This window comes from Clostridium sp. JNZ J1-5, assembly GCF_053901425.1.
Genome location: NZ_CM132773.1, coordinates 186991 through 199022, shown reverse-complemented (window position 1 = coordinate 199022; position 12032 = coordinate 186991). Strand labels below are relative to the sequence as shown.

13 protein-coding genes are annotated in these 12032 nt (G+C 29.2%); all 13 read left to right on the top strand.

All coding sequences use genetic code 11. From position 1 onward, the window contains the following. The first annotated feature begins 1 nt into the window (after position 1). Complete coding sequence (gene udk / locus ACWW38_RS01055; RefSeq protein ID WP_456258984.1) at positions 2 to 628, top strand: uridine kinase; 627 nt, start codon at positions 2 to 4, stop codon at positions 626 to 628. A gap of 63 nt (positions 629 to 691) precedes the next feature. Then, complete coding sequence (locus ACWW38_RS01050; protein WP_456258983.1) at positions 692 to 2386, top strand: penicillin-binding transpeptidase domain-containing protein; 1695 nt, start codon at positions 692 to 694, stop codon at positions 2384 to 2386. A gap of 66 nt (positions 2387 to 2452) precedes the next feature. Then, positions 2453 to 3154 carry an RNA polymerase sporulation sigma factor SigK gene (sigK, locus tag ACWW38_RS01045; RefSeq protein WP_456258982.1) on the top strand — a complete coding sequence of 234 codons (702 nt, stop codon included), beginning with the start codon at positions 2453 to 2455 and terminating at the stop codon, positions 3152 to 3154. Positions 3155 to 3340: 186 nt separating this feature from the next. Further along, positions 3341 to 4393 carry a type IV pilus twitching motility protein PilT gene (locus ACWW38_RS01040; protein WP_456258981.1) on the top strand — a complete coding sequence of 351 codons (1053 nt, stop codon included), beginning with the start codon at positions 3341 to 3343 and terminating at the stop codon, positions 4391 to 4393. A gap of 253 nt (positions 4394 to 4646) precedes the next feature. After that, positions 4647 to 5924, top strand: a complete 1278-nt coding sequence (gene ftsA / locus ACWW38_RS01035) for a cell division protein FtsA (protein WP_456258980.1) — start codon at positions 4647 to 4649, stop codon at positions 5922 to 5924. A gap of 15 nt (positions 5925 to 5939) precedes the next feature. Beyond that, complete coding sequence (ftsZ, locus tag ACWW38_RS01030) at positions 5940 to 7061, top strand: cell division protein FtsZ (RefSeq protein WP_456258979.1); 1122 nt, start codon at positions 5940 to 5942, stop codon at positions 7059 to 7061. Positions 7062 to 7227: 166 nt separating this feature from the next. Continuing rightward, positions 7228 to 8022 (top strand): sigma-E processing peptidase SpoIIGA, encoded by a 795-nt coding sequence (spoIIGA, locus tag ACWW38_RS01025; protein WP_456258978.1) that lies wholly within the window; start codon positions 7228 to 7230, stop codon positions 8020 to 8022. 15 nt (positions 8023 to 8037) lie between these two features. Then, positions 8038 to 8745, top strand: a complete 708-nt coding sequence (gene sigE, locus ACWW38_RS01020) for an RNA polymerase sporulation sigma factor SigE (RefSeq protein WP_456258977.1) — start codon at positions 8038 to 8040, stop codon at positions 8743 to 8745. 72 nt (positions 8746 to 8817) lie between these two features. Further along, the gene (gene sigG, locus ACWW38_RS01015; protein ID WP_456258976.1) at positions 8818 to 9591 is read left to right on the top strand and encodes an RNA polymerase sporulation sigma factor SigG; all 774 of its coding nucleotides are present in this window, start codon (positions 8818 to 8820) and stop codon (positions 9589 to 9591) included. 88 nt (positions 9592 to 9679) lie between these two features. Further along, positions 9680 to 9934, top strand: a complete 255-nt coding sequence (locus ACWW38_RS01010; RefSeq protein WP_456258975.1) for a YlmC/YmxH family sporulation protein — start codon at positions 9680 to 9682, stop codon at positions 9932 to 9934. 66 nt (positions 9935 to 10000) lie between these two features. Continuing rightward, positions 10001 to 10465, top strand: coding sequence for a transcriptional regulator NrdR (gene nrdR / locus ACWW38_RS01005; protein WP_456258974.1), 465 nt, complete (start codon positions 10001 to 10003; stop codon positions 10463 to 10465). Positions 10466 to 10597: 132 nt separating this feature from the next. Next, positions 10598 to 11317: a peptidoglycan editing factor PgeF gene (gene pgeF / locus ACWW38_RS01000; protein WP_456258973.1), complete on the top strand. Its 720-nt coding sequence runs from the start codon at positions 10598 to 10600 to the stop codon at positions 11315 to 11317. 19 nt (positions 11318 to 11336) lie between these two features. Continuing rightward, positions 11337 to 12032: a response regulator transcription factor gene (locus ACWW38_RS00995; protein WP_456258972.1), complete on the top strand. Its 696-nt coding sequence runs from the start codon at positions 11337 to 11339 to the stop codon at positions 12030 to 12032.

Sequence of the window (12032 nt, the reverse complement as noted above, 5' to 3'; positions counted from 1 at the left end):
TATGAGAAGACCGATATTAATAGGAATTACAGGTGGAACTGGTTCAGGCAAAAGCACTGTTGCAAATGAAATATACAAAAGTTTTAGCGAAGATTGCATAGCTATGATTGAACAAGATTCTTATTATAAAGATCAGAGTTCTTTAACATTTGAAGAGAGAATAAAAACTAATTATGACCATCCGAACGCTTTCGATACTCAATTATTAGTTGAACATCTTAAGAAACTTTTAAATGGAGAAAGTATATACAAGCCTATATATGATTTTAAAGAACACAATAGAAAAGATGAAACTGTAAAGGTAGATCCAAGAGACATTGTTATAGTTGAAGGCATAATGGTACTTCAGGATTTAGAATTAAGGAATTTATTAGATATTAAAATATATGTAGACACTGATGATGACGTAAGAATTATTAGAAGGATATTGAGAGATATAAATGAAAGAGGAAGAACCATCGAATCTGTTATAATACAATACTTAGAGGTTGTAAAGCCTATGCATACACAGTTTATTGAGCCCACTAAAAAATATGCAGATATAATAATACCAGAAGGTGGTCAAAATAAAGTAGCAATTGATATAATGGTATCAAAAGTTAAACAAGTTTTACTTGAAAGTAAATAATTACATTTTTGGAATAAAACACTCCTGTTTAGGCTAGAATTTAGCTTAGAAGGAGTGTTTTTTATGATAAGTAACTTAGGTAAAAAAAGGTGTTATATAATTTTTTTAGCGTTGTTATTAGTGTTTATAGCATTAATTGTAAGAATAGTTAATTATAAATATTTTAAGTCAGATGATCTTGCTCTTATGACTGAAAATCAGTATCAATATAAAGAAAAAACATCGGAATTAAATTATTTACTTTTAGATAATAAAGGGCGTGATTTACTAAATTATTTAGAGATATATTATGTAGTTATAGACCCATATACTTATTCAATAAATAATCACTACACTAAAAAAGATGATTTAGAAGCTTTAAAAATTATTTTAAAAGGATATAATAGCAAGTACGATATTGATAAAGAAATTATAGATAATAAAAGTTCAAAAATAAAATGGGTAATTGATGAAGAAGTTTATAATAAGTTAAAAAAGATAAAGGGTGTGAATGGATTTTATGTATATAAATATTCCATAATAGATAGAGAAAATGCCTGGTGGAACGTTGAAAATTTAATTACTAATGTTTATAAAAATGGAGCAGAAAAGTTACAAAGGAAATCTGATAACTCTATAGAAATGAAAATTGCAGAAAAAACTAAAAATAATCAATATATTTACCATATATTCAGCAAGGATGTAAATGGAAATATTACTAATGAATTTAATACATCCCCAAAAGATAATGTAAATGTTAGACTTACATTAGATAAAAATTTACAGCTCAGTATAAAAGAAGTATTAAATAGAAGTCAATATAATCAGTATGATCAAATTGGTGTTATCTTGATGGAAGCTGATAGCGGAAAAATAAGAGCTATGGTACAAAAGGATGATAGCAAACCTAATGTAAATATAGGAGCAAGCACAAATAAAGGCTTTTTTGCAGGGTCTATATTCAAAACAATAGTTGAAGAAGCAGGTATAGAAACAGGAGCTATATCTTTGAATCATTTATATAAACATAAAAATTATGGCGGTTTATTTGAAGAACACGAAGATAGAAAAAGTAAGAACGCTAAAGAAGCTTTTATAAAATCCTCTAATAATATATTCGTTCAAATAGGAGAGGACGTAGGAATAAAAAATGTGAACAGTGTTGCAGAAAAGCATGGTCTTTATAAAAAGGTTTTAGATTTTGATGCTGAAGAAAGTGGAAATCTAGAACTTGATATTAAACAAGTAAAAGATAATAGCGGGGATAGTCTTCAGGCATACATAGGTCAAAAGAGCAGAATAACACCTATTGAAGCTATAGGTATACCTAACACTGTGGCAAATAGAGGAATATATGTGAAACCGTATATTATCGATGCATATGTTGATGGCAATAATAATGTTATAGAAAAGTTAAATACTGAAAAGAAGAGAATATTAAATGAAAGTACAGCTAACATTCTTAAAAGCCAAATGATACAGGTTGTAAGTAATAAGGAGGGTACTGGTAAAGTTGCATATATTGATAATATTGAAATTGGTGGTAAAACAGGAACCTCAGCAAGGGTGGAAGATGTCATAGACAAAGATAGTAAAGAAAAAAAGACATTAGAATATTATGACGGTTGGTTTACAGGTTTTTTTAAGGTTGAAAATAAATATTATTCTATGGTTGTATTTGCACAAAATATTGGGAAAAAAACTAATGCAGCTGGTATAGCTGCACCTATATTCAAAGAAATTGTAGAAGGAGTTTATGATTATTTAAATAAATTTTAGGTGTACATGCAAATTTTTAGGCTTTAATCATATTATAGTAATAAGCACTGTTAGGAGGATATCCCTGTGTTTCTAATGAATTATCTATTTAATATGATTGATAGCATGACATTTTTAACTGCTTATGTAAGCAATGGAACATCATTTCCTCAACCACTAGATGAGAAGGAAGAGAAATATTACTTAAAAAAGTTAAAAGAAGGGGATGTATTAGCGAAAGGCATTCTTATAGAAAGGAATCTTAGACTTGTTGCGCATATAGTAAAGAAATATTCTTATCCTCATAAGGATGTTGACGATTTAATTTCTATAGGTACTGTTGGGCTTATTAAAGCTATTGACTCTTTTGATACTTCAAAAGGGACTAGATTGGCTACTTATGCTGCTAGATGTATTGAAAATGAAATATTAATGCTTATCAGAAATACAAAAAAAATTAAAAGTGAAGTATATCTTCAAGATCCTATAGGGGTAGATAAGGAAGGAAATGAAATTTCTTTAATGGACGTATTGAGTAGTGAGGAAGATTCTGTTATTGAGGTGGTTGAAAATAGAATACAAATTAAGAAACTTTATGATAAAATAAATAAATGCCTAACAGATAGAGAAAAAATAATTATAAAAATGAGATACGGTTTAACAGATGGAAAGCCTAGGACTCAAAGAGAAATAGCAGCTTTATTGGAGATATCTAGATCTTACGTATCTAGAATAGAAAAAAGAGCTCTAAAGAAAATGTATAAAGAATTTAACAATAATAAAAAGTAAAATATTAAAATTAAGTTGGCATTAAGTGCCAACTTTTAATTTATTTTATAAAATATAAAATAAATTACCTGTTTAACTATTAAAGTTTGATAAATAATTACGAAAAATAAAGTATATTATAAATAAAAATAGTTAGTATTAGATTAATGGCAGGAAAGTAAAGACTGTTCATAGGAGGAAAATTTAATGACTTTAAGTGAATTATTAGAGAAAGCAATCAGTGAAAATGCCTCTGACTTACATTTAACTGTAGGAATGGCACCAATCCTGAGAGTCAATGGAGAACTGGTTAAAGTAGAAAGATATAAACTTACAACAACTGATACGGAAAAATATGTTAAGGAACTATTGGGAAACTTGTATGATGAATATGATAGGAATGGAGAAATAGATACGTCTATGTCTATTGCTGGCATTGGAAGATTTAGAGTAAATGCTTATAAACAAAGAGGAAGTCATGCAGTTGCTATTAGGACAGTTGGGCTAAAAGTCCCAACCTTGAGTGAGTTGAAATTGCCTCCAGTGGTAAAAGAACTAACTCAAAAGCAAAGAGGTCTTGTTCTTGTAACGGGTCCAACTGGAAGTGGAAAAAGTAGTACTCTTGCAGCTATGATAAATGAAATAAATACTTCAAGAGCAGCCCATATAATTACATTAGAGGATCCAGTTGAATTTTTACATAGACATAATAAGTCAATTATTAATCAAAGAGAGATTGGAAGAGATACGCTATCATATAAAGCGGCATTAAGAGCTGCTTTAAGAGAAGATCCAGATGTTATTCTAGTAGGGGAAATGAGAGATCTGGAGACAATTTCCACGGCTATTACCGCTGCTGAAACTGGACATTTGGTTCTATCTACTTTACACACAATTGGTGCTGCTAAAACAATTGATAGAATAATTGATGTTTTTCCTCCTTATCAACAACAGCAAATAAAAATACAATTAGCTGCAGTCTTACAAGGGATCGTATCTCAGCAACTTATACCTAGGGCTGATGGAAAAGGCAGAGTGGGGGCCTTTGAGATAATGATAATTAATTCAGCAATACAAAATTTAATAAGAGAAGGAAAAACCCATCAAATCCAATCATCTATCCAAACTGGGAATAAGTATGGAATGAAAACCATGGATATGAGTCTTGTAGAACTATACAAAACTGGTTTAATATCCTATGAGAGTGCATTAACTTACTCTATGGATAGAGATATGCTAAAAAGAATGATAGGACTATAACAATACTTTATATAACCGATTGATAAATATTAATCCATTACATAAAAAATATAGTATAAATAAGATATTTATGCTAAAATAGTTGTGAATATATTAAAAGCATATTTGGAAATAAGTTGAATAATATGCATTTAATTGTTTGTTTTGTAAATAAATTTTATACTACATATAAAAAAATATTAAAACTTAAAGGGAAAAAGCTATTTTTGTTGAATATAATAGGTAAAGGCACTCTGTAAGGGAGGGAAACCAGATGCACGATTATATAGTGGGACTAGATATTGGATCATCGAACGTATATGGTGCTGTTGGAAAGGTAGATAGTAGCGGAGAAATTCGAATAATTGGAATTAGCGCTGTAAAGTGTAAAGGACTTAAAAAATCTGTAGTTGTAGATATAGATAGTACCTCTCAATCAATTAGGGAATGTATTAATAATCTAGAGAGAATGGTAGATTCAGCAATTAACAATGTTTATATAACTTTACCTGCAGGAGTTAGTGAACTTATATGGAATAAAGGAATTGTAGCTGTATCATCTGACGATAAAGAAATAAAAGAAAGTGATGTAATTAGAGTTATTGAGGCGGCTAGACTTATTCCAGTTTCTTCAGATAAAGAAATTATAGGAGTTGTACCTCAACAATACATAATTGATGGATATGATCATATAATTGAGCCTATTGGTATGAGTGGTATGCGTCTTGAGGTTGATGCTCAAGTAGTTATTGCTCAAAGTACAGTTATAAACAATTTAAGAAAAAGTATCAATAGAGCAGGGCTAAACATTGTAGGAGAAGTACTTCAACAACAAGCAATTTCAAAGTCTGTTTCAAAGAAAGAAGAATTAGACATGGGAGTTGCATTTATAGATGTAGGGTCACAGACAACAGATATTTCTATTTATAAAAGCGGAAATCTTTGCTATACTGATATGGTACCATTAGGAGGAGACAATATTACAAATGATATTGCAATATGTCTAAAAATACCGTTTGTAGAAGCTGAAAAGCTAAAAATAAAATATGGAGATTTGGATAATTCAAGTTTAGAAAGTAATTTAAAAATTAAGGTTAATGCTGGATATGATAAATCTGTAGAAATAGAACTCTCTTATTTAAGGGAAATAATAGAGGCTAGGTCAGAAGAAATATTATATTATGTAAGAGAAAAACTTAGACAAAGTAGATGCTATGATGAAATTTCTGGTGTAATTATAATTGGAGGTGGATTAGCACTATTTAAGGGAATCAATGGATTTGCATATAAAATTTTAGGCAAATCAGTTAAAATAGGTTCACCGCAATATACTGGAGCCATAAGTCCAGTATATGCAACTGTTGTAGGTACTATTAAGGATGTAATAAACTCGTTGAAGATAGATAAAAATATGGACGAGTTCCACAAAAGTACAAGCAGCAATCAAAATTTGAAGAGTAGTAAAAAGAATAAAAGAAGAAATAAAGAAACTGAAGAAAATGAAGAAGGCTTTATATCAAAAATAAAAGAATTTTTCACAGAGTTTTTTTAGCAAGGAGGTATTATTGTGCTAGATTTCGATGTTGATGTTCAACAATTTGCTCAGATAAAGGTAATTGGTTGTGGTGGCGGTGGAAACAATGCCGTTAACAGAATGATTAAAGAAGGATTAAAAAATGTAGAGTTTATAGGTATTAATACTGATAAGCAAGCTCTTGCTGTTTCTCAAGCTTCTCAAAAGATACAAATTGGAGACAAATTAACCAAGGGATTAGGGGCAGGTGCAAATCCTGACATAGGAAGAAAAGCTGCAGAAGAAAGTAAAGACGAAATTTCACAAGCAATAAAAGGAGCGGATATGGTCTTTATTACCGCAGGAATGGGAGGAGGAACTGGAACTGGTGCTGCACCTGTAGTAGCTGAAATTGCAAAATCTATGGGCATATTAACTGTAGGAGTTGTAACAAAACCATTTCCTTTTGAAGGCAGAAAGAGAATGCTTCATGCTGAGATGGGAATAAAGAATCTAAAGGATACAGTAGATACATTAGTTACTATACCAAACGAAAGATTGTTAGCTATGGTTGATAAAAAGACTTCTTTAGTAGAAGCTTTTAAATTTGCCGATGATGTTTTAAAACAAGGTGTACAAGGTATTTCAGATTTAATTACTATTCCAGGTTTAGTAAATTTAGACTTTGCTGATGTAAGAACTATAATGTTAGATAAAGGATTAGCTCACATGGGAGTAGGCAGAGGGCAAGGAGATAATAGAGCTCAGGATGCTGCAAAACAAGCAATATCTAGTCCGCTTCTTGAAACTTCTATTGTGGGAGCTACTGGAGTGTTATTAAATGTAACAGGAGGACCAGATTTAGGATTACTTGAAATAAATGAAGCTGCAGAAATTGTACAAGAAGCTGCAGATCCAGATGCTAATATAATTTTCGGTGCTGTAATAGATGAAAGTTTAAAAGACGAAATTAGAATAACTGTAATAGCTACAGGATTTGAAGAGAAGGCTGCTGATTGTAAAAATTCTACAATAATATCTACACCAAAACAAGAAAATGAAGAGATATTTCATAAGGAAAGAGAAAAAGTTACATTTGAGGAGACAGCAGCTACAAGGGAATATGACCAAACGAATTTAGAAGTACCAGCTTTTTTAAGAAGATATAATAAATAATTTATTTAAAATAAGAAGGATGCCTTAGAGGCATCTTTTTTTGTGCAAAAAAACATATCTTGGAATATAGTGTTATAAGCTGAAGGATAAAAATGGAAATTTATTTTAAGAAATGACAAAATTTTGAAAACAATAGTTATATAATATGTTTGAAGGGGGAAGGGAGTTGATAATATATTTAGATGTCCTTATAATACAAAATTTTATAGTCAATTTATTTTTATTGTATATAACTGCACAAACTTTAAGGATAAAGCCAAAATTAAATTTTATATGTATATCAGCATTAATTGGAACAGTATATGCAGTACTTGCTGTGTATAGCAATTCTAGGTACCTTTTCAATATAACATTAAAGATTATAGTTGCTACAGCTATGGTACTAATTGTATTTAAGAAAAATAATTTTATTTTTATTGTGAAAGCAACAATAGTATTTGTATTATATTCCATGCTATTAGCTGGATTATGTATATTTATTGAACTTAATAGTAGTACTAACATAGACTTTACATTTAATAAGATTTCATATAAAGTTCTTCTTTCATCAGTAATGATTATATATGTAATCATACATAGACTAATTGCTTACATAAGAGATAGAAATGAGTTAACTAGATTTATATATGATGTTGAGATAGTTATGGATAGTGGAGTAAAAAAAGTAAAAGCTTTTTTTGATACTGGTAATGAGCTAAGAGAACCTGCTACAAACTTGCCAGTTATGATAATTGAAAAGGATATGCTTTCAAATATAGATTTTTCAAAAGAGAGTATATATCTAATTCCTTATAAAGTAGTTAATGGTTTTAGTAGTAAAATGGAAGGATTTAAACCCAAATATATTAAAGTATATGATAATAATAAAAGTTATGAAAGACAAGTTATAGTTGCATTTTGTGAAAATCAATTAAGTAGTTTAAATGAATATAATGCGCTACTGTCTAGGGGAATTCTATGAGGAGAGGTGTTGTTTTTGCTAAAGTTAGGTGTATTGCTAAATAGGATATTATCAAAATTTAAAATTTTTTTTAAAAGAGTTTATTTTATTGGTGGAAATGATGCTTTACCTCCTCCGCTTTCAAAGGAAGAGGAGGAAGATTTAGTATCAAAGATAATGGCTGGTGATGATAGTGTTAGAACAATACTTATTGAAAGAAATTTAAGATTAGTTGTATATATAGCTAGAAAATTTGAAAACTCAGGAGTTCCTGTAGAAGATCTAATATCTGTTGGTACAATTGGATTAATAAAAGCTGTAAATACCTTTGATCCTGAAAAAAAAATAAAATTAGCTACTTATGCTTCAAGATGTATTGAAAATGAAATATTAATGTATTTAAGAAGAAATAATAAAGTTAAGGCAGAGATTTCTTTTTATGAACCACTAAATACTGATTGGGATGGAAATAAATTATTATTGTCTGATATTTTAGGAACAGAAAATGATATGGTATATAATTTAATTGAAGATGAAGTAGATAAACAACTTTTATTTATTGCAATGAAAAAGTTAAGTGATAGGGAAAAGGAAATCATTAAATTAAGATTTGGGTTAACTGGAAAAGGTGAAAAGACACAAAAGCAAGTTGCTGATATATTAGGAATTTCACAGTCATATATATCTAGGTTGGAAAAAAGAATTATTAGAAGATTAAAAAAAGAAATTAACAAAATGGTATAGATTGTCCGTAGTATAAATGGACACTCCTGAGGAGATACTTAAAATGTGACTACTCTGAGGGAGCTGATTACTATGATGATAAATAAAGTGGAAATATGCGGGGTAAATACAGCGAAATTACCTATATTGAAAGAAAAAGAAATGAAAGAACTATTATTAAAAATGAAGGATGGTGACAATGATTCGAGAGAGAAATTTATAAGAGGAAATCTAAGACTTGTCCTTAGTGTAATACAGAGGTTTAATAATAGAGGAGAAAATGTTGATGATCTATTTCAAGTAGGATGCATAGGGCTTATAAAAGCTATTGATAACTTTGATTTAAGCCAGAACGTAAAGTTCTCTACTTATGCAGTTCCAATGATTATAGGTGAGATAAGAAGATACTTAAGAGACAATAATTCAATAAGAGTAAGTAGATCATTAAGAGATATAGCATATAAAGCGTTACAGGTAAGAGATAAACTTATAAATAAAGAAAATAAGGAGCCAACGGTATCTCAAATAGCTAAAGAGTTAGATATACCAAGAGAGGATGTTGTATTCGCACTAGACGCAATTCAAGACCCTGTATCATTATTTGAGCCTATATATCATGATGGAGGAGATGCTCTTTATGTAATGGATCAAATAAGTGATAGTAAAAGTATTGATGATAGTTGGATTGAAAACATATCAATAAAAGAAGCTATGAAAAAATTAAATGATAGGGAAAAGTTAATTTTAAATATGAGGTTTTTTCAAGGGCGTACTCAAATGGAGGTAGCAGATGAAATAGGAATATCACAAGCACAAGTTTCAAGACTTGAAAAAACAGCTTTAAAACATATGAGAAAGTATGTATAAAGAGCCTAAGGGCTCTTTTTCATTTTAATATTAATATTATATATAGGTACATACATATAATGTAATAAAAATGTTAGGAGATGATTTTATGGCACTTTATTCTATAAACAATTTAAAGTTAATGGAGGTAATAGATATTAATACCGGTTCAAAACTGGGATACATAAGGGACTTATTAGTTGATTGTGAGGAGTATAAAATACTATCTCTTATTATACCAAGGGAGAAGAATTCATGGTTTTCTAAAAATAATAATATCGAGATAGCTTGGGATAAAATAACGAAAATTGGAGTGGATGTCATTTTGGTAGATTTAGATAACATAACATTTGACAATAAGTAGTAGTAATGTACACAAAAAAATAGTATAATGTAAAATGAAAAACTATAAGAAAAAGGGCGTGGTATTTTGAAGTGTCCATATTGTGGCTTTGAAGAAAGTAAAGTTGTTGACTCAAGGTCAACAGAGGACCACAAGGCAATTAGAAGAAGAAGAGAATGTCTAAAATGTAATAAAAGATACACTACATATGAGAAAATTGAGGACATACCTATACTTGTTATAAAAAAAGATTCAAATAGGGAATATTTTGATAAGTCAAAAATAATTAATGGACTTCTTAAAGCTTGTCAAAAGAGACCAGTTTCAAGATTACAAATTGATGCTATAGCAGATGAAATTGAAAAAAAGATGAGTAATGATATGTTAACTGAAGTAAAATCAGAAGTGATTGGTGAAATGATTATGGAAAGATTAAAAAAGATTGATGAAGTCTCATATGTTAGATTTGCATCCGTATATAGACAATTCAAAGATATTAATACATTTATTGAAGAAATAAAAAATTTAATGTCAAATAAAAAAATTCATTAATAATGCCCTAATAATATAGTAGGGCTTTTTTGTTATGTTAAAATAGAGTTAAGAAAGTAAATTAATATGAGTTTCTTTATAGTAAGTCAGATTTAATGTTAAAATATAACTAAGTGATGAGGAGATTTTTTTATGGATTATGTTAATTTCACTATTGAAAATAAATATAAGTTTTTAAAAATTGTAGAAGGGGAAGCAGAAATATATTTTTCTACATCCGAAGGGGGACTTAATTTTAATAAAAATATTACTGAAGGAGTTAACAATTTAAACAATTTAAAAATGTGGTTTAATCTAAGAGAAATAGGATATTTAAATCAAATTCATAGTGATAGTGTACATTTATATGATGGAATTATCCATGAGGGAGATGCAATTTTAACCAATAAAAAGGGAGTAGGTATAGGAGTATTTACAGCAGATTGCGTTCCTATACTAATTTATGATAAAAAGAATGGAGCTATAGGAGCTGTTCATAGTGGATGGAAAGGAACTTTTAAATGTATAATTGCAAAAGCTATACATAAAATGGCAGAAGTTTATAAAACTAAAATAGAAGATGTTTCTGTATATATAGGACCACACAATATGGAATGCTGTTATGAAGTGGGAAAAGAATTAATTGACAAGTTCTTAGAGCAAGAGATTTATAAAAACTCAAATATATCAACTGGAGTGAATTTAAGTATGCAAAAGTGTATAATAAAACAACTGCAACATTTAGGATTAGAATTAAGTCAGATTCACACTTTGGATATATGTACATTTTGTAATAAAGAAAATAATTTATACTCCTATAGAAAATCTACAGAGAAAGATGGAAGAATGTTTTCTTTTATATTTGTTAAATAATATGTTTGGAGGTTAAAAGATGGCAGAAGAAAAAATTTTGATTGTTGATGATGAAGATCATATAAGAGAGCTAATTAAATTTAATTTAGAGAAAAATGGGTATAGAGCTATTTGTGCTGAAGATGGTGTAGAGGCATTAAAATTAGCAAAAAAAGAGCTACCTCAGTTAATACTCCTTGATGTTATGCTTCCTGGCATGGATGGATATGATGTATGCAAAGAAATAAGAAAAGATAATAATATTTCTAATACACCAATAATAATGATAACTGCTAAAAGCGAAGAACTAGATAAAATTTTAGGATTGGAACTTGGTGCAGATGATTATATGACAAAACCATTTTCTGTAAGAGAATTAATTGCAAGGACCAAGGCGGTTTTAAGAAGAACAAAACCACAAAGCATTGAAAAGGTATATAAATTTGGTAACATAGCTATAGATTTTGAAAAACATGAGATTTTAAAAAATGATGAAAAAATAGATTTAACATTAAAGGAATTTGAACTTGTAGAAGTGCTTATAAAAAATAAAGGAAGAGTTATGACAAGAGATTTTCTATTAGACAAAGTGTGGGGATATGAGTACATTGGCGAAACCAGAACTGTAGATGTTCATATAAGACACTTAAGAAAGAAGATAGAAGATGACGATAAAAATCCTAAATTTATTGAAACTATAAGAGGAATAGGATATAGATTTAATTCGGGTGAATAA

Coding starts and splice junctions, on each gene's coding strand:
- ACWW38_RS01040 (WP_456258981.1), top strand. CDS start 3,341: ATGACTTTAAGTGAATTATTAGAGAAAGCAATCAGTGAAAATGCCTCT.
- ftsA (WP_456258980.1), top strand. CDS start 4,647: ATGCACGATTATATAGTGGGACTAGATATTGGATCATCGAACGTATAT.
- sigG (WP_456258976.1), top strand. CDS start 8,818: ATGATGATAAATAAAGTGGAAATATGCGGGGTAAATACAGCGAAATTA.
- ACWW38_RS00995 (WP_456258972.1), top strand. CDS start 11,337: ATGGCAGAAGAAAAAATTTTGATTGTTGATGATGAAGATCATATAAGA.
- ACWW38_RS01050 (WP_456258983.1), top strand. CDS start 692: ATGATAAGTAACTTAGGTAAAAAAAGGTGTTATATAATTTTTTTAGCG.
- ACWW38_RS01010 (WP_456258975.1), top strand. CDS start 9,680: ATGGCACTTTATTCTATAAACAATTTAAAGTTAATGGAGGTAATAGAT.
- pgeF (WP_456258973.1), top strand. CDS start 10,598: ATGGATTATGTTAATTTCACTATTGAAAATAAATATAAGTTTTTAAAA.
- udk (WP_456258984.1), top strand. CDS start 2: ATGAGAAGACCGATATTAATAGGAATTACAGGTGGAACTGGTTCAGGC.